The following is an 18,190-nucleotide window of genomic DNA, read 5'->3' on the forward strand; positions in this document are numbered from 1 at the left end:
GGTGGCAGACACCCTGCCACTTTCGATCATCGCGACCAAGATGCAGTGACTGACACCCACAACCGGGCCTGAGTCAGCTTGAACAACACATACAAGGAGCCAAGGATGCCTATTCGTGCCGGTCTTATCGCCCTCTTATTGCTGACGACCATGGGACAGGCTCAGGCCTACTCCTACGCGGCCGCGGGCAAGGAGCCCCTGATCGATGCCCGCGAGCAGTTGTTGACAGCCGCTAGCGAAGGACAGGATGCCAGCGCCGTGCTGGCCAGCCTCACCGAGGAGCTCACCTACCTCGAGCAGCATCACAAGGTGGTGCTGCAGGCGCCGCTGGCCGAGGCCATCAAAAACAAGGATGCGGCAGCGACCGCAACCCTGCTTAACCGCGCCTACAAGGCCGAGATCGAGCGCCGTCTCGAGGGTGTCGGCCAGAATCTGGGGGACTACCAGACCGCCAAGGTGCTGGTGGTCAAGAGCAAGCGCTTCCTGGACTTGATCCTTCCGGCCCTGAGTGAAGAAGATCGCAAGGCTGCCGACGGGGCCCTGGCCAAAGTGCTGGATGCCATCGGCAACCCGGGCGTGTTCGGGGTAGGTGCCAAGGTCGCCGATGAGAAGGCATTCAAGGCCGCCGAGCAGGATCTGATGGCCGTGCTGGCGCCACTCTGATTGCCACCCATCAGTCGTAGCCAATCTATCCCCTCTCCCTCCGGGCGAGGGCTGGGTGAGGAGAGCGTTAATCAGGAGCCTCCAGGATCCAGTCCTCCGTTTTTCTCTCCCCCTCATCCCCAACCCTTCTCCCGCAAGGGGAGAAAGGAGCAATGTGTTGCCAGCCCTATCTGGCTGCTGCTCCTGCTGCAAGGGGTTTGGATGGGCTGGCTGCTGGCCTTCCCGGTGGCGCTCGATTCCGACGATGCCCTGAACTTCGCCCACGGGGTGGTACGTTTCAGCGTGCTGGAGTTCTCCCCTCACTTCCCCGGCTACCCCGCCTTTATCTGGCTCGCCCGCCTGCTCAATCTGATGGTGGATAATCCTGCTGCTGCGGTGCAGTGGGCCAGCCTGCTTGGCAGCAGCCTGCTGCCCCCCTTGAGTGCTTTTCTGGCAGCGCGGCTGTGGCAACGGCCAGCCTTGCTGGCGCCGGTGTGGCTCACTGCGATGGCGCTGCCACTCACCCCGACCCTGGCGCTCTCCGGTCTCTCCGATGGACCGGCGCTGGCCGCCTGGCTCGGCACCCTGCTGGCACTGCGTTCTTCGTCATCGGTGTCTTCGCGTCGGCTGGCCCTTGCGGGGCTGTTGCTGGGCTTGCTGCTGGCGCTGCGACCCTCCTATTTCGTGCTGGCGCTGCTGCCGCTCTGGCAGGGATGGCAACACAAGGGGCAGCGGCTCGCCTTCCTCACTCCCATCGTCCTGGTGGGGCTCGCCTGCCTGTTGTTTGTCTGGCAGGCGGATGGCTGGGCCTATTTCAGCGAAGGACGGCGCTTTACCGACGGCCACTTCCACCTCTGGGGCAACACGGCGGCGGCCCACGGTTCGCGCCTGCTGAGCTGGGGCCAGACCCTGAATATCCAGCTCGGCCCGCTCTGGCCGCTGCTGATGGGCATGCTGCTCTGGCCGCTCTGGTCAAAGGCCAAGCCAACACATCTTGATAGAAGCTGGATCCTCGGCTGGCTCGCCCTGCTGCTCTGGACTCTGTTTGGCCAGAACCCGGATAACCCCCGCCACCTCGCACCGATCCTCTACCTTGGCCTGATCCTGCTGGCCGGATGCTTGCCTGCGGCAAGGCCTGTCGCCGCTTGGCCAATGAAAGCGGCCATGCTGGGGGCGCTGGCGCTGTTGGGTACCACTTTGATCCCGCCCAGTTTGCCGGCCATGAGTCGGGCCAGCGCACTGGCCGAGCAGCGCTGTCCGGCGCTGGTGACCCAGTGGGGGGTGCGCCTGCTGCGCGAGAGCACGGCCTTGCCTGTCACCGATGGCTGGTACGGGGGCGATGCCCGCCTCGCCCTGGCCCAGGGCGCCTGCCGCCTCAGCCGCCGGCCCCTGGCGGCAAGCGAGCTACCCGGCCCCTTTGAGGCGCACTGGTTCGCCCCCCGCTTTCGCACCGAACCCGGCCTCTGGCTCGCCATACCACGCCAAGGCTAAGCTGCCCGCTCACCATATGGGTAACCAGACCCTATAGGCTCCCTCTCTCGGCTCGACTAAACTCACTGCGCATTCGCCATGGGAGGTTTTGTCGATGAAGGGGATCAGGGAGTGGGTGCTCGTCCTGCCGGTGCTGCTGCTCGCCTGCTCGCTCCTGCTGCTGCCCATCTGGCTACAGGGGGGAACTCGGGGGCATGACCTGTTCCACCATCTGCTGTCGGGCCACTATTTCGCCCAGCAGCTGTGGCAGGGGGAGCTCTATCCACGCTGGCTGATGGCCATGAACGGCGGCTTTGGCAGCCCGACCTTCTTCTTTTATCCACCGCTACCCTATTACGTCAGCGCCCTCTTTGCCGGTCCTGGCGCCCTCGCCCAGCACGCCATCCAGCCGCTGCTGTGGAGCGCCAGTCTGGCGCTGTTGCTCTCCGGCATCACCGCCTATCTCTGGCTGCGCAGCGTCAGCACACCCGGCCGCGCCCTGCTGGTCAGCCTGCTCTATCTGGCCCTGCCCTACCACCTCACCATGGATCTCTATGCCCGCTTCGCCCTTGCCGAGTTTTGGGCCTTCGTCTGGGCGCCGCTGATCCTGCTGGGGCAGGATCTCGCCACCCGGCAACAACGCAGCGGCCTGCTCCTGCTGGTGTTCGCCTTGGCGCTGCTGGCGTTTTCCCACCTGCCCAGTCTGCTGCTGATGATGGGGCTCATCTGCCTGCGTGCCCTGCTGCTCGCCTGGCGTGGCCGCACCCTGCGCCCCTGCTGGCAAGTGCTGGGAGCACAGTTGCTGGGGCTCTGCATGGCGGCCGCCCTGCTGCTGCCCGCTCTGGCCGATCAGGGGGGCATCTCCATGGAGCTGATGCGCGGCGGCATGTTCGATTTCAAACGCAACTTCCTCGACCGCTTGCCAACCGGGTGGGGAGACTGGCGTTTTCGCGCCCACCTTGGCTGGCAGAGCGTGCTGACCATGGCCTTGCTGCTGGCCGCCTGGGCCGCCGCCCGCGAGCCGCACCATCCCGAGCTCTTGTGCTGGGGAGTGATCGGGGTCGGCGCCTTCCTGATGATGCTGCCTCCAAGTCAGCCCATCTGGTCTTTGCTGCCCCCGCTGCAACGGGTGCAGTTCCCCTGGCGCCTGAACCTTATCCTCGCCTTGGCGACTGTGGCCGTGGTGGCACTGGCAAGCCCAGCCCACCGCCCTTGGCAAGGGCTGTGGTGGGGGTTGTTGTTGCTGACGCTGATCTCTTCTTTCGCCTATCTCTACCATGCCCCGCTCACCCAGGCGCCGGAGAAAACCGCCATCGCGGACGAGTTCGACAGCAAACGCAGCGCCCGCGAATATCGGCCAAAACAAGTGCCAAGCGGCCTGTTCGCACCAACCTTGCTCGCCTGGAAGGATGAGTTTCTGCCCCCGATCAGCGCCGACCAACCCGGTGCCAGCTGGACGGTGCAGCGCTGGCAACCCCGCGCACTGGCACTGGACGTCACGGCTACGGTGCCCACCCGGCTGGTGCTGCACCAATATGATTACCCCGGCTGGCAGGCCTGGCTGGATGAGACGCTGATGCTAACGGTGAGTGCCAACCGCCAGGGCTTGCTGCAGGTCTGGGTACCCGCAGGTCGCCATCGCCTCAACCTGGAGCTCGCGGCACGCTGGCCGGAGCGCCTCGGCAATGGTCTGTCACTGCTGGGCTGGCTGCTCTGGGCAGGGCTCGCCTGCTATCGCCGCAGGGCGCGGCCAGGGGATTGATTTGCCAGCAGATCAGACCTCCCGCCCCGGGGCGTGATAGTCCAACCAGGGGCGGCCAAAGCTGTTAAAATGAAGCTTTGTTGCGCACGCCCCATTCGCTCACGATCGGATACCCTATGCCCCAGTCCACAGCCCTCTCTCCTCGCTTCCTGTTTATTCTGCTCGGTGCCCTGGCGGGTCTGACACCGCTGGCGGTCGACATGTACCTGCCCGCGATCCCGGCCATCGCCCGGGATCTCGCCACCAGCATCGACGGTGCCCAGCTCACCATCAGCGCCTTCCTCGGCGGCTTCGCCATCGGCCAACTGTTCTACGGCCCGCTCGCCGACAGCTATGGCCGCAAACCGGTGATCCTGGCGGGACTGTCGATGTTTGCCGTCGCCTCGGTCGGCTGCGCCATGGCGGATTCCCTGCCCGAGCTGCTGGCCTGGCGTATGCTGCAAGCCGCCGGCGGGGCGGCCGGCTCCGTGGTGGTCAACGCCCTGCTGCGGGACTTGTTCGAGAAGGATGCCTTTTCCCGCGCCATGTCGTTTGTCATCCTGGTGATGACCCTGGCACCGTTGGTGGCGCCGGTGGTGGGCGGTTACATCAGCGCCCACAGCGACTGGCGGGTGATCTTCTGGCTGCTGGTGGGGATCAGCCTGCTCATCTGTCTGGTGATGCAGTGGAAGATTCAAGAGACACTCAAACCCGAACACCGCCAGCCGCTCAAGCTCGGGCAGGTGCTGCGCAACTACTGGGGGGTGCTCTCCCATCGCGGCGCCATGGGCTATGTGCTGTGCGGCGCCCTGTCGAGCTCCGGCATGTTCGCCTTCCTGAGCGCTTCGCCCTATGTCTATATCGAATATTTCAAGGTACCGACCGAGCACTATGGCTGGCTGTTTGGCCTCAACATCCTGCTGATGATGGTGGTCACCTTCGTCAACAGTCGACTGGTGAAAGGGGTGGGCGCCGAGCGCATGCTGCAATACGGCCTGATGATGCTGCCGCTGGCCGGTGCCCTGCTCATCTATAACGCCTGGAGCCAGACGGGCGGCCTGTGGGGCATCGTCATTCCGGTGGTCTTGTTCGTCGGTCACATCAGCCTGGTGGGCGCCAACGCCATGACCGGCCTGATGGGTCACTTCCCCCAATCCGCCGGCACCGCCTCGGCGCTGGCTGGCACCCTGCGCTTTGGCGTCGGCGCCCTGGTCGGCATCCTGGTCAACCTCAATCCGCCCGAATCCCCCCTGCCCATGGCCATCGCCATCGCGGCCTGTGGTTTTGGCTCGGCGCTCAGCTACTGGCTGCTAACCGGAAAAAATCGCTGAGGCAGGCCAACGCCATAAAAAACGCGGCCCCGGCGCCACTTTCATCGAACGGGTATCGATGCAAAGGGCGCCGGGGCCGCGTGCTTTGAGCCGTAAAGAGCCGGCGAGAGGGCCCAATCCAAACCTTCACTCGCCGCTACCGGCTCACAATGCTAAAAAAATCTAATCAATTGCCCTTATTCATTAGCAAAGCTGATGAACCTGAGGCTATTTCTTGCCAAACCCGGACTGCTTGAGGGTATAGCCAGCGCTGTTTTGCCAGGCGTCCAACCCGCTTCGATTGTTACCCGCCACCAGACTGGCGGCCAGGCTCGGGCTGTTGAACAGCTGATCGGCGATAAACACGAAGCCCCCCTCGGCGCGGGGGCCGAGCACCCCTTTATCGAGCAGCTCCAGGCGCAGCTCGATCACCGCCTCGCGCAGGGAAGCCGCATCTTCACCGTTGGCGGTGGATCCCGCCTGCACCATGAAACCGGGATTTTGCCGTTTGCCGACCGGATAGCCGTGGGCTTCCGCCCCCTTGCCGTTGAAATGGTAGAGCTCGCGCTCCCCCGGTTTGTTGTCGGAGAGCGCCTTTTGCAGGGTCATCAGCTCGTTATAAATATCGATGGGAACCACGGCAGCCTGCTTGGTGCCCTTGCTATCGATGATAAAACTGACTTGCTTGTGTAACATCCCTGCTCATCCTGTGACCCATGGAAGCCTCTATTCTAACCACCTCTGGCGGCTGGGATCCAGCAAGGATCCTCACCTCTTTTGCAGCCGCGATCACTAACTGGCATAGTGAAAGCCATTGACCATCAACCGGTTATCACATGCTGACCCTGCGCAACCTCTGCAAAAGCTTCGACAATGGCAGCGAGCGCCTGCCGCTGTTTCACGGCCTGGATCTCGCCCTCGCCGCCGGTGAAACCTGCCTGCTGCTGGGGCAGAGCGGCTGTGGCAAGTCGACCCTGCTCAACCTGATTGCGGGGCTGATAGCGCCAGACAGTGGCGAGATCTGGTTGGGGGAGACCCGGCTCGACGCGCAATCGCCGAACGAGCGGGCCCGGCTGCGCGGCCGGCACTTTGGCATCGTCTATCAGGACTTCAACCTGCTGCCGACCCTGACGGTGGAAGAGAACCTCTGCCTGCCGCTGGAGATAAACCAGCTGCCGCGCCAGCGCGATCGGGTGGACGCCCTGCTCGAACGCCTGGGGATAGCGGACAAACGCCAGGCCTGGCCGGAGCAGCTCTCTGGCGGTCAGCGCCAGCGGGTCGCCCTGGCCCGGGCGCTCATTCACCGACCGACTTGGCTGCTGGCCGATGAGCCCACCGGCAGTCTCGACGAGCACAACGCCGAGCAGGTGATGGCGCTGATGATGGAAGCGGTCAAGGAGACCGGCGCCGGGCTCTTGCTGGTGAGCCACAACCCGGGCTATGGCGCGCTGGCGGACAGGGTACTGCGGCTCGAAGGAGGCCAATTGGTGGCTCTCAAGGGCCCTGCCCATGGCTGATCTGATGATGGTCAGGACGGCTGATCCAGCGCAAGGAGCCGAGCCTTGCTGCCGCTAAAGGCGCTGCTGCGCCTCTACCGCGCCCACCCCTGGCTGCTGCTGATGAGCCTGACCGGGCTGATGCTGGGGGTCTCCCTGGTGGTGGCCATCGACTTGCTCAACCACAGCGCCCAGACCAACTTCGTCGCCGCCCGCAGCCAGCTGGCAGGAGAGGCGAATTATCGGCTGGCCCCGAGCGGCGGGCTCGATGAGCAGCTCTACGTGAAGCTGGTGCGTAGCCAACGCGCCCTCGCCGCCCTCCCCCAGGTGCACGCCTGGCTCAAAGACCAGCAGGGCCGCAGCTTTCAGCTGCTCGGCATCGATCTCTTGAACCCGGGCCCCCTGAGCCCATTGCTGGGCTCAGACAAGAAGCGTGGCAATGACGAGGCATTCTCCCTGGCGCGGGCCGACGGCGTCTGGCTGGCGGCGCCCGAGGCCAAGCGTCTGGGCTGGGCCGTCGGAGAAACCCGCACCTTTATGCAGGCCGAGCGGACACTCCAGCTGACCCTGGCGGGCACCTTCGAGCCCGGCGCCGTTCCCATGGAGCGACTGCTGCTCACCGATCTCGGCATCGCCCAGCCCCTGCTTGGCAAAAACGGGCGGCTGGATCGCATCCTGTTCAAGCTAAGCGAATCTGAAGCCGCGGCGCTGCAAGCCAAACTGCCCAAACCACTGTGGCTCGAACCCATCAGCCCGGCGCTCGATGCCAGCCAGCTCGGCGACGCCCTGGCGCTGAACCTCAGCGCCCTCTCCCTGCTCGCCATGGCGGTGGGGTTATTTTTGGTGTTCAACGCCCAGCGCTTCGTGCAGAGCGTACGCCGCCCCCAGCTCGCCCAGCTGATAATCCTGGGCATGCCGCCGCGCCGGGTGCTGCTCTGGCTGGGGCTGGAACTGGCGCTCTTGGCCTCTGTCGGTACCCTGCTAGGCCTGGTGCTCGGAGTGCTGCTCGCCCAAGGCTTGATGGGCCAGCTGACCCAGGCACTGGCCGATCTTTACGGCCCCAACCCCATCGATCTCTTGCGCCTTTCCCCCATAAGCCTCGCCAAGGCCGCAGCCCTTGGCCTGCTCGGGACGCTCGCCGCCAACCTGCCCGGCTGGTGGGCACTGCTTGCCCAGTCGCCGCTGCAACTACGGGAGGGAAGTGCTCGCCCCGCCACCCATCCCTGGCGCAGGCGCCTGCTGGCGCTGGTTATCCTGCTTGTCTGCGCCCTCTGCTTGTGGCTGCCCCAAACCGGTTTGCCCGGCGCCCTGCTGATCGCCGGCGGCTGGCTCTTGGCGATGGCGCTCGCCCTACCGGACGCCCTGTGCTGGCTGCTGGGCCACTTGCGGCGTCGCAGCCGCGGCCTCACCCTGAGGCTGGGGGTAGCCGAGACCCAATACCACCTGGATCGCACCGCCATCGCGGTGATGGCGCTGCAACTCGCCATCGCCGCCGCCATCGGCATCGGTGTCATGGTGTCGAGTTTTCGCTCCAGCGTGGAAATCTGGCTGAACCAGCGCCTCGCCGCCGATCTCTATGTGAGCGTCCCCAAGGGCGCGGCAGGCAACCGGGGCACCCTCGACCAGTCGAACCTGGACGCCATACTCACGAGCCCTGATATCAGCGCGGCGTCACGCCGCTCGGTGCAGCCCGCCCGCTGGCAGGGGCAACCCATCGAATGGGCGCAGATGGACGCCATCCCCGAGCTCAAAGCCGCCTATCCCCTGCTAAGCGGCCGCTGGCCAGCGGCCCCTGACGAGGTGCTGGCAAGCGAGCCGCTGACGGTGCGCCTTGGGGTCAAGGTCGGCCAGCGGCTGGAGATCACGGGGGAATCTGGCCCGCGATCGGTGCAGGTCACCGGCGTCTATCAGGATTACGGCAGCGACAAGGGGCAAGTCTTGCATGTCTTTGAATCGGGGCCTGTGCAGTCCCTTGCGCTCTTTAGCCCACAACCTGAGCGGCTCGCCGACGCGCTGCGAGCCCAGTTTGGCGAAAAAATTACCCTCCTGCCCGCCCTCACCATCCACGCCGCGGCGCTCAGGGTGTTCGATCAGACTTTTGTGGTGACCGAGTTGCTGAAATTGCTGATCTTGGGGATCGCCTTTGTCGGCATCGGCTCCGCCTTTATGGTGCTGGGGCTCGCCCGCAAAGCCGAGTTGCAGACCTTGCAGAGTCTGGGCTTAAGCCCCCACCGCTGCCGCCAGTTACTGGTGTGGCAGGGGGCGGGATTGGGGCTGCTCACCGCCCTGCTCGCCCTGCCGGTGGGCTATGGCCTGGCCTGGGTGCTCATCGAAGTGGTCAACCCCCGCGCCTTCGGCTGGCGGTTGGCATTCGAAGCCGCCCCCACTCACGCCATCACGGCGCTGCTGCTAGCGCCCATCTGCGGGGCCCTGGCCTCCTGGTTTGCTGCAAGGAGGGTGGTATGAAGCGCTCACTACGTACCAACCTGCTGGCCGCCCTGCTGACCGTGTTGGGCGTAAGCGTGCAGGCCCAGGATCTCGGCGCCGTGCTGGGCAGTGGTGGCGATCAGTTTAAAAAGGCACAGCAGGGGCAGACAATAAACTTGCCCGCAGATCACGCGGCCCACCCGGACTATCGATCCGAGTGGTGGTATCTCACCGGCAACCTTAAAGATGAGCAGGGGCGCGAATACGGCCTGCAGTGGACCCTGTTTCGCCAGGGGGTCGAGTGGCAAATAGTTGATAAGCCGGGAGCTGGCAGGCAGAACGTTGATAGGCAGACAATGGATAAAGAAGGTTTGAAGCGAGAGCAACCACTCGTCAATCCCTGGCTGACTCCCCAGCTCTGGCTGGCGCAATTTGCCATCACGGATCTCGCCACAGGCAAGCATATGCAAGATGAGCGCACCAGTCGTCAGGGGCCGGGTCTGGCGGGCGCCAGCCAGGGCGAGTATTGGCTAAGGGAGTGGGCACTACAATCCCAAGGGACGGCGCTCTTTCCGGCGCGCCTCAACGTCGATAGCGCCATCGCTCAGCTGGAACTTCGAGTGAGCAATCGCAAACCCGCCGTGCTGCAAGGCAAAGCCGGTTACAGCGAGAAGAGCCCGGGTAACGCCTCGTTTTACTACTCCTTCCCTCGCCTTAGCTTAAACGGCACTCTGACCCTGGACGGGGAGACCCGTAAAGTCAGCGGCCAGGGCTGGTTCGATCACGAGTGGAGCAGCTCGGTGCTGGCGGATTGGCAGGCGGGCTGGGACTGGTTCTCACTGCAATTAAATGATGGTCGCGAGCTGATGCTGTTTCGCCTTCGCACCAAAGCTGGCCGCGCCAATCCCGAAAACCAGCCCGAGAACCGCTACGGCATCCTGATTGAACGCGATGGCAGCAGCCGGGTGTTAAGCCCTGATCAAATCCGCCTTACTCCGGGCAAGACCTGGCGCGGCCCCAAGGGCCAACCCTACCCCATCGAATGGCAGTTGAAGGCCGCAGACTTGAACCTCCGCATCCGTGCCCGCCAGCCGGATCAGGCCATGACGGGCCGCTTTGATTACTGGGAGGGAGCCGTGACTGTGGAGGGAGATGCAACAGGGCTGGGCTATCTGGAGATGACGGGGTATTAATCGCCTTGAAATCTGATCGGCTTCAAAAAATCATTCAAATTCCATGTGCTGGGTGAATTTTTACTCAGCAGATAGATAGATGCTTGATAACATCCCAATTTGGCCCCTTTGGGGCCTTGTTACATATACTTTCTATTATCTGTTTGTAAGACCAAGAAAAACCACGAAAAAACGATTGTACTTCGCTAATCACACCTACCGAGTTGGACGTTATACCTATTTATGGAGTATGAGATGGATTGGGTTCCTGCTATTTCAACAACATCCCTGCTAGCTGGTGCTTTGTGGTTAGCCAGAAATGTCATAGCTACGCGTCTTACGAATTCTGTTCGTCATGAGTATGATGAAAAATTAGCCAATCTAAATTCTGAACTCGTTAAAAAACAGGAGATCCTAAAAGCTGATTTACGCTCAAAAGAACTACAACTAGAATCACTTAAAACCACTGCATTAACCGGTATTGCACAGCGTCAATCTGCACTTTTCGAAAAACAAGTCCAAGCAATAGAAACTCTTTGGTCTCAAATTGTTTATCTTTCCCCAGTTAAAGCCGCAGCTCAAAACCTATCTTTCATAAAATTCGACGATGCGGTCAAACACGCATCAGAAGACAAAAAGACCAGAGAAGTGTTCGAAATGTTAGGCGCAAAGGTAGAGCTAACATCTGTAGATACAACGGATGCTAATAAAATAAGGCCATTTATCTCTCCTGTAGCATGGGCATACTTTTCCGCATATACAGCTATCTTAGGTCATGCAGCAATAAAAATTCATATGCTTAAAAATGGTCTAAATTATCCTGAAATTATTAGTACTGAGGGATTAAAGAAAGTAATCGTTACTGCACTACCTCATCAAGAACAGTATGTAGAGAAAGCAAATTCAAGTGCATACTATCATCTACTAGATGAATTAGAGTCTCTAATTCTATTAGCATTCAACAATACACTTAACGGTGAGCAAGAAGATCGTTCAACATTATTGAAAGCAGCCGAAATAATAAGAGCATCAGAAGGATTAACAAATAATAATAAATTAGATTGACATTTAGTTTTTTATATCGTTAAGAAATCGGAGAACACAAATAACATATTTAGTTATAAAGATGAAATCCGATATTAGCGAAAACTTTGATGTAAAAACCAAGGGGTTAATATTTCCATAGAGATATCTTAACTTGAGTAAAACTGATTCCCCACCTAAATTAATTACCTTTCCGTGCATTCGATTAAGTTACGCAAATTGGGTCGACTTAAGATAGTTCAAACCGGCAATAAATGGGTTGATAATAATATCATCGTGTTGGACCTCGCTTCGCTCAACCCAACCTACGCCTAACCCTCCCAAGTCAATAACTTAGGCAATGACCACTTGGCTGGATATAAACGCCAACGACTGTCGATTGAAGTGCTCCGGCTGCTCCACGTTGCAGACATGGCCGCAGTTTTCGATGATGGCGAGCTGGCTGTAGGGGTCGCGGGCGACTTGTTCGCGCACCGGGGCAATAAACATATGGTCCTCCTCTCCCATCAAATAAAGGGTCGGGATCGGCAGGGCGCGCTCCTTGAAGTAGCGCATCAGGGGGTTGACCTCGGTGGCGAGGCGGAACCAGCGTTTGAACTCCTTCTGGCAGAGCTTTCTAGCCTCGCGCACGAACAGGTTGCGGGACTCCTGATGGTGCTGGCGCGGCATGATGATGAAGGCGAACAGCCGGTAGAGCCACATGTAGGGCAGGATGTGCTGGCCGACCCGGCCGAGCTGCACCAGCGTCTGGGAGCGGATGTCGAGCCGCAGTATGGCGCCGCCGAGCACCATGCTCTTGACCCGTTCCGGGCAGAGCTCCGCCAGATGGCGAATGAGAATGGTGCCCAAGGAGATGCCGACAAAGTGGGCACGGGGAATGCGCAGGTGATCGAGCAGACGCAGTATGTCCTCGGTCACGGCCTTGAAGCTGTAGTGGCCCTTGACCACCTGCTGCAACTGGTTGGACTGGCCATGGCCGCGCAAATCCAGCAGCAGCACATTGAAGTGCTCGCGATAGGCGCGCAGTTGCTTGAACCAGATGGAGGAGCTGCCACCGGCGCCATGCACGAACACCACCCAATCCCGCTCGGGGCTCAGCTCAAAGGTCTTGTGGTACAACATCTTATGGGCTCCCGGAGAGTTGGGGGATATACTCGGCGGGCATATTAACAGAAGGGGCCCCCCGCTGAATATGCTGCCACTTATCATCGGACCAGCATGGAGTCCTGTATGAGCCTTGTATCGTTACGTGAATTTCTGCTAAGCCAGCCCGGCGCCACCGAAGATACGCCATTCGGCCCGGAGATCCTGGTCTATCGCATCGCCGGCAAGATGTTCGCCCTGGTGGACTGGCAGGCAGCGCCCCTCACCATCAACCTCAAATGCGAGCCGGAACTCGCGTTGCTGCTGCGGGAGATCCACCCCGAGGTGAAACCGGGCTGGCACATGAACAAGCAGCACTGGAACACGGTGACCCTGACCGACAATCTCGATGCCGAGCTCTGGCAAGGCTGGATTGAACACTCCTACCAGCGCGTGGTGGCGGGTCTGCCCAAAGCCAAACGGCCACAGGCCTCTTCCCACGCATCTTCTCCCATCAAACCATGAGCCTTCCCATGTCTGACTCCTCAGCCCCGCAACCCCTCGACCCCGACACCTATCGCATCGTTCCTCTGGATGAGCGCCATATCCCGGCCCTGCTCGCCCTGTTCGAGCAATCGGTGCTACAGTGCGGCCCCGAGCACTACAGCCCCGAGCAAGTCGAGCGGTGGGCCCAGGGCGCTCGCCATCCTGGCCTCGTCACTCAGCTGCGGGAGCACCACGGCTGGGTGATTGAACTGGTGACAGAGCAAGGGGATACGCAGATGGCTGGACAAGATACGGAGCCAACCAGGCCGCTCGGCTTTGTGACCTTGAGCCAGGACGGTCACCTCAGCCTGCTCTATGTGAGCGCGAACCATCAGCGGATGGGGCTCGGCAGCCGCTTGCTGGAGACCGCCATGCAGGCCGCCCGGCGCCTGGGGCTGCGCACTCTCACCACGGAGGCGAGCACCTTCAGCCTGGCGCTGTTTCTGCGCCACGGCTTCGAGCAGACCGGATTGGAAACTGTCGAACGCGGCGGGGTCAGTTTTATCCGCCATCGCCTGCACTGCCGCTTGCCAAGCTAGGGCCAGCCACTAAAATACCCCCCATTTCCGCATATCAATCAATGAAGGCAGCCAGCATGGTGGTAGAGAGCGAAGGCTATATCGCGCTGATAGAGTATCTGGTCGAGAGTCTTGGACTGTTTGAGAGCCAGCAGCAGGGCACGGGCAATCAGACCATCGAGGATCTGGTGAGCAGCCGGGTAGCCGACAACCTGATGGCTATCTGTGAGCAGAACCCGCAACTCGATCCCAAGGTGCGCTTCATGATCATGCAGGAAGCCGACGCCGTGGTGGCCGATCTGGAAGAGGTGCTCTCCGCGGTCTGGCTACGGGCGCCGACCCCGGCCCAGCAAGCCTTCCTCGATGAATTTATCGATCTCATCAAGAACCTGTTCGACAGCGTCATCGGTTAAGCCGCCAGATATCAATCAGATAGGAAAGCGCCGCGCGCTACAGACGCTTTCCCTGCCGCACCTGCTCTGCCAGATCGTCACCCATGAAAAGGGCCGCCTCATGGGCAGCCCTGCTTGCTATCATTTTCAATTCATCGCGCTTTTCTAAGTTGAATGAATATCGAGGCAAGAAAATGTGTCTGGTCTAAGCTGCCATCCGTGGTAGCTACCCTACTTTAGTCAGCTTAAGTCCAATTAAGTTCCCGACCATGACATAAATTTTCAAGATTCTTTTCAATTTGATGAAAAGAGCGTCATTCAACGCTCTTTTTTGTCACATTCAGCGATTCAGGGAGGGCGGCAGACAGACCCCGATCCCGCCCAGTCCGCAATAGCCTTCCGGGTTCTTCTTCAGATATTGCTGGTGATAATCCTCGGCGTAATAGAAAGGCGCCAGCGGCAGGATCCGGGTGGTGATGGCGCGCACGTCGCCGCTTGCCATCATGGCCTGCTGGAAGGCGGCCTGGCTCTGCTGGGCGATGGCTTCCTGACTGTCGTCATCAAAGAAGATCACCGAGCGGTACTGGGTACCCACGTCGCCGCCCTGGCGCATGCCCTGAGCCGGATCGTGCTGCTCCCAGAACAGCTTGAGCAAGTCGCCGTAGCTGATCACCTTGGGATCGAACACCACCTGCACCGTCTCCGCATGACCGGTCAGCCCGCTGCATACCTCCTTGTAAGTGGGGTTGGGAGTCAGCCCCCCCTGATAACCGGCGGCGGTGGAGTAGACGCCCGGCACCTGCCAGAACAGACGCTCCACACCCCAGAAGCAGCCCATGCCAAACCAGGCTGATTCCATCCCCTCGGGCCAGGGGCCCTGGGTCGGATGACCATTGACCGCATGCTGCTGGCCGATCACCAGTGCCTCCCGCCGACCCGGCAGCGCCTCTGCCGGTGAAATAATCTGCTCCATATGGCCTGTCCCTGTATAAAACGCGCGGATCGCCGCGACTGACGAAAAGGAATATCGAAGATAACAGTTTATGGGTCGGGATCAACTTCGCCGCGGCAGCCTGGGGCGATCCCAGTGGCCCCTCGCCTGCAACAAATGACAAAAGAAAACCGCAAAATCAATACTTAGTCTTGATTTGTGAATTTATTTTCATATATTGAGCGAATTGCTGTTTTTTTATGGAAGAAGCCTCAAGTGCGTGAACGCGAACCCAGCCTGGTCTATGCCTTTCGGCAATCAACCCCCTATGTCAACGTGCATCGGGGCGCCACCTTCGTACTGATGATGGGCGGGGAAGCCATTTGCCACCCCAATTTTGCCAACATCGTCAGTGACATCGCCCTGCTGCAGACGCTGGGTATTCGCCTGGTATTGGTGTTCGGCTCCCGCCCGCAAAATGACGAGGCGCTGGCCCGGGCCGGCATAGAGGCGCAGTACCACAGACGCATCAGGGTCACCGACGACGCCAGCTTCGACATCATCAAGCAGGTGTGCGGTGGCTTGCAGTACGACATCACCGCCCAGCTCTCCATGGGACTGGCCAACACCCCCATGCAGGGCGCCCGCATCAGCGTGGTGAGCGGCAACTTCGTCACCGCCCAGCCGCTCGGAGTGGACGATGGCATCGACTTTTGCCACAGCGGCCGGGTGCGCCGCATCGACGTGGAAGGGATCGGCCGCCAGCTGGATCAACATGGGCTGGTGCTCATCTCCCCCATCGGCTGTTCGGTCACCGGCGAAAGCTTCAACCTGAGCTCGGAAGAGGTGGCGCGGCGGGTGGCGGTGGATCTCAACGCCGACAAGCTCATCTGTTTCAGCAGCACCCAGGGGGTGATGGACCGCCACGGCGAAGCCATCTCCGAGCTCTTCCCCGAGCAGGCCGAAGAACTGCTGATTGAACTCGAGCAGGCCGGTGAGGAGATGTCCGGCACCGCCCGCTACCTGCGCGCGGCCATCGCATCCTGCCGTGGCGGCGTGCCCCGCTCCCACCTGGTGAGCTATCAGGACGACGGTGCCATGCTGCAGGAGCTGTTCAGCCGTGATGGCCTCGGCACCCAGATAGTGCGGGAAAGCGCCGAGCGCGCCCGCGCCGCCGCCATCGAGGACATCGGCGGCATCCTGGATCTGATCCGCCCGCTCGAGGAAGAAGGCATTCTGGTGCGCCGCTCTCGCGAGCAGCTGGAGATGGAGATCGACAAATTCACCATCATAGAGCGCGACGGCCTCATCATCGGCTGCGCCGCCCTCTACTGCTTCATGGAAGAGGCGATGGCCGAGATGGCCTGCGTCGCCATTCACCCCGAGTATCGCAACTCCAACCGGGGCGATCAGCTGGTGGCCAAGGTGGCCGAGCGGGCCAAACGGCTCGGTATCGCCCGCCTGTTCGTGCTCACCACCCGCTCCATTCACTGGTTCCGGGAGCGGGGCTTCGAGCCGCTGGAGGTGGAAGACTTGCCGGTAGAGCGCCAGCGTCTCTACAACTGGCAGCGCCGCTCCAAGGTATTGTCCAAGACTATTTCGTAACTGTTTGTACGAGACCTTAACGTAACCAATTGATCTTGTGCTGGGTTATTGCCAATTCTTAACTTTTTTACAAACTCGATTGACAGTGCAATCCAGTGCGGGGTATTTCTACATGCACGCCACCTTCCGAGGTGGCACCAGAAGAGGAGCGCTGCCCAGGCAGCCCAAGGGAGGACACCAGCGTCCGGTGAACTTGGGTCAGGGGGAGCAGCGCCGAGACGAGGCAGGTGACTGGACACCGCTGCGTCGGCTACGTGGGCTGAATCCCCCGGGCTGTCATCGGTCGTGTACATCCCACAGGCATCCCGCTGGATCCTTGTGGGATGGGCACCGCGGATGGAGTGCTTCTGGCCGGGATCCTTCGCTATTCCTGCCATTTTTCGCCTCCTCCTCTCTTTTGCCTGATGAAACCGGATTTTCACCTTGAGACAGGAGTATGTAATGAGCCCGATCAACGTCGCCAAGTTTGGCGGAACCAGTGTCGCCGATGCCGCGGCCATGAACCATTGTGCCGACGTGGTGCTGGCCAATCCGGCGACGCGGGTGGTGGTACTGAGCGCCAGCGCCGGTGTCACCAACCTGCTGGTGGCGCTGGCTCAGGGTGAGCTCGACGAGGCGGGGCAAGATGCCCAGCTGGCCAAGTTGACCGGCATCCAGCAAGCCATCCTGAGCGCGCTCGGGGATCCCAGCGAAGTGAACGCTCTCATTCACGCCCAGCTCGGCGAGATCCGCACCATGGCCCGTCAGGCCAGCCAGCACACCGATGCGGAGCTGGCGGACCGGCTCATCGCCTGCGGCGAGCTGATGTCCACCCGTCTCTTTACCGAACTCTTGTGCCAGCGCGGCGTCAAGGCCCAGTGGCAGGATGTGCGCCAGCTGATGCGCACCGACAGCCGCTTTGGCAAGGCCAGCGTGGATCTTGCCGCGACCCGCACCCTCTGCCAGGCCAGCCTGGGCCCGGTGATTGGTGACAGCCTCGTCATCACCCAGGGCTTCATCGGCGCCGATGCCGATGGCCGCACCACCACCCTGGGTCGCGGTGGCTCCGACTACAGCGCGGCGCTGCTGGCCGAGGCGCTGGATGCGGGCAGCATCGAGATCTGGACCGACGTGCCCGGCATCTACACCACGGATCCGCGCCTGGTCACCCGCGCCCGCCCCATCCCCGAGATAAGCTTCGTGGAGGCGGCCGAGATGGCCACCTTCGGCGCCAAGGTGCTGCACCCGGCGACCCTGCAACCGGCCCTGCGCCAGGATATCCCGGTGTTCGTCGGCTCCGCCAAGGACCCGGCCGCCGGTGGCACCTGGATCCGCGCCAGCACCAGCACCAACCCGCTGTTCCGGGCCGTGGCCCTGCGCCGCCAGCAGGTGCTGGTCACCCTGCACAGCCTCAACATGTTCCATGCCTACGGCTTCTTGGCCGAGGTGTTCGGCATCCTGGCCCGCCACCGCATCTCGGTGGATCTCATCACCACCTCGGAGGTGAGCGTCTCGCTGACCCTGGATCACACCGGCAGCCAGAGCAATGGTGAGCCCATCCTCAGCGACAAGGTGCTGGCCGAGCTCGGTCAGCTGTGCAAGGTGGAGGTCGAAACCGGCTTCGCACTGGTGGCCCTCATCGGCAACCACATGAGTGAGGCGGTCGGGGTCGGTAGCCAAGTGTTTGATGCTATTCGCGAGCACAATATTCGCATGATCTGCTACGGCGCCAGCGCCCACAACCTCTGCTTCCTGGTCAAGGAGAGCGAGGCGGGCCACATCGTCAACCGTCTGCATCAGGAGCTGCTCGACTGAGCCACGCCATCTGAATTCT

At 61.3% G+C, this 18,190-nt stretch carries 16 protein-coding genes and 1 riboswitch; of the genes, 13 read left to right on the forward strand and 3 right to left on the reverse strand.

All coding sequences use genetic code 11. From position 1 onward, the window contains the following. Positions 1–105 precede the first annotated feature (105 nt). The 4 genes from BN1137_RS09415 to BN1137_RS09430 all read left to right on the forward strand — a co-directional run bounded on the left by BN1137_RS09415 (position 106) and on the right by BN1137_RS09430 (position 5,184). Complete coding sequence (locus tag BN1137_RS09415) at positions 106–663, forward strand: hypothetical protein (RefSeq protein ID WP_050718348.1); 558 nt, start codon at positions 106–108, stop codon at positions 661–663. Between the two features lie 174 nt (positions 664–837). After that, entirely contained in the window at positions 838–2,133 is a 1,296-nt protein-coding gene (locus BN1137_RS09420; protein ID WP_050718652.1) for a hypothetical protein, read from the forward strand. 94 nt (positions 2,134–2,227) lie between these two features. Continuing rightward, positions 2,228–3,874, forward strand: a complete 1,647-nt coding sequence (locus tag BN1137_RS09425; RefSeq protein ID WP_050718349.1) for a 6-pyruvoyl-tetrahydropterin synthase-related protein — start codon at positions 2,228–2,230, stop codon at positions 3,872–3,874. Between the two features lie 116 nt (positions 3,875–3,990). After that, the gene (locus BN1137_RS09430) at positions 3,991–5,184 is read left to right on the forward strand and encodes a Bcr/CflA family multidrug efflux MFS transporter (protein ID WP_050718350.1); all 1,194 of its coding nucleotides are present in this window, start codon (positions 3,991–3,993) and stop codon (positions 5,182–5,184) included. Between the two features lie 207 nt (positions 5,185–5,391). Here the strand turns inward: BN1137_RS09430 and BN1137_RS09435 are convergent, their stop codons facing one another. Beyond that, a complete protein-coding gene (locus BN1137_RS09435; RefSeq protein ID WP_050718351.1) occupies positions 5,392–5,859 on the reverse strand; it encodes a DUF4357 domain-containing protein in 468 nt (155 codons plus the stop codon). Between the two features lie 140 nt (positions 5,860–5,999). Here BN1137_RS09435 and BN1137_RS09440 point away from each other — a divergent pair, with 140 nt between their 5' ends. The 4 genes from BN1137_RS09440 to BN1137_RS22390 all read left to right on the forward strand — a co-directional run bounded on the left by BN1137_RS09440 (position 6,000) and on the right by BN1137_RS22390 (position 11,323). Continuing rightward, entirely contained in the window at positions 6,000–6,680 is a 681-nt protein-coding gene (locus tag BN1137_RS09440; RefSeq protein WP_050718352.1) for an ABC transporter ATP-binding protein, read from the forward strand. Positions 6,681–6,725: 45 nt separating this feature from the next. Further along, positions 6,726–9,125: an ABC transporter permease gene (locus BN1137_RS09445; protein WP_050718353.1), complete on the forward strand. Its 2,400-nt coding sequence runs from the start codon at positions 6,726–6,728 to the stop codon at positions 9,123–9,125. Next, a complete protein-coding gene (locus BN1137_RS09450; protein WP_050718354.1) occupies positions 9,122–10,279 on the forward strand; it encodes a lipocalin-like domain-containing protein in 1,158 nt (385 codons plus the stop codon). Before BN1137_RS09445 ends, BN1137_RS09450 begins: the two co-directional genes overlap by 4 nt. A gap of 234 nt (positions 10,280–10,513) precedes the next feature. Further along, positions 10,514–11,323: a hypothetical protein gene (locus BN1137_RS22390; protein ID WP_157433695.1), complete on the forward strand. Its 810-nt coding sequence runs from the start codon at positions 10,514–10,516 to the stop codon at positions 11,321–11,323. Positions 11,324–11,635: 312 nt separating this feature from the next. Here BN1137_RS22390 and BN1137_RS09455 read toward each other — a convergent pair whose 3' ends face one another. Beyond that, positions 11,636–12,424, reverse strand: a complete 789-nt coding sequence (locus BN1137_RS09455; protein WP_050718355.1) for an alpha/beta fold hydrolase — start codon at positions 12,422–12,424, stop codon at positions 11,636–11,638. Positions 12,425–12,532: 108 nt separating this feature from the next. Between BN1137_RS09455 and BN1137_RS09460 the strand changes: the two genes are divergently transcribed. Genes BN1137_RS09460 through BN1137_RS09470 form a run of 3 tightly spaced genes read left to right on the forward strand, consistent with a single transcriptional unit; the run spans position 12,533 to position 13,862 of the window. Then, a complete protein-coding gene (locus tag BN1137_RS09460; RefSeq protein ID WP_050718356.1) occupies positions 12,533–12,910 on the forward strand; it encodes an MmcQ/YjbR family DNA-binding protein in 378 nt (125 codons plus the stop codon). An 8-nt stretch (positions 12,911–12,918) separates the two neighbouring features. After that, complete coding sequence (locus BN1137_RS09465; RefSeq protein WP_050718357.1) at positions 12,919–13,470, forward strand: GNAT family N-acetyltransferase; 552 nt, start codon at positions 12,919–12,921, stop codon at positions 13,468–13,470. 56 nt (positions 13,471–13,526) lie between these two features. Continuing rightward, positions 13,527–13,862, forward strand: coding sequence for a DUF3802 family protein (locus BN1137_RS09470; RefSeq protein ID WP_050718358.1), 336 nt, complete (start codon positions 13,527–13,529; stop codon positions 13,860–13,862). Positions 13,863–14,181: 319 nt separating this feature from the next. Here the strand turns inward: BN1137_RS09470 and msrA are convergent, their stop codons facing one another. Further along, positions 14,182–14,814: a peptide-methionine (S)-S-oxide reductase MsrA gene (gene msrA / locus BN1137_RS09475; RefSeq protein ID WP_050718359.1), complete on the reverse strand. Its 633-nt coding sequence runs from the start codon at positions 14,812–14,814 to the stop codon at positions 14,182–14,184. Between the two features lie 234 nt (positions 14,815–15,048). On the opposite strand from msrA, the gene argA reads away from it, so the two are divergent. Together argA and lysC are read left to right on the forward strand one after the other, a co-directional pair. Further along, on the forward strand, positions 15,049–16,377 hold the full coding sequence (argA, locus tag BN1137_RS09480; protein ID WP_050718360.1) for an amino-acid N-acetyltransferase: 1,329 nt from the start codon (positions 15,049–15,051) through the stop codon (positions 16,375–16,377). 133 nt (positions 16,378–16,510) lie between these two features. Next, positions 16,511–16,732: riboswitch (Lysine riboswitch) on the forward strand. Between the two features lie 86 nt (positions 16,733–16,818). Beyond that, entirely contained in the window at positions 16,819–18,171 is a 1,353-nt protein-coding gene (lysC, locus tag BN1137_RS09485) for a lysine-sensitive aspartokinase 3 (RefSeq protein WP_050718361.1), read from the forward strand. Positions 18,172–18,190: the final 19 nt, after the last annotated feature.

Origin of the sequence: Aeromonas tecta, assembly GCF_000820185.1 — a bacterium.
GTDB classification, from domain to species: domain Bacteria; phylum Pseudomonadota; class Gammaproteobacteria; order Enterobacterales; family Aeromonadaceae; genus Aeromonas; species Aeromonas tecta.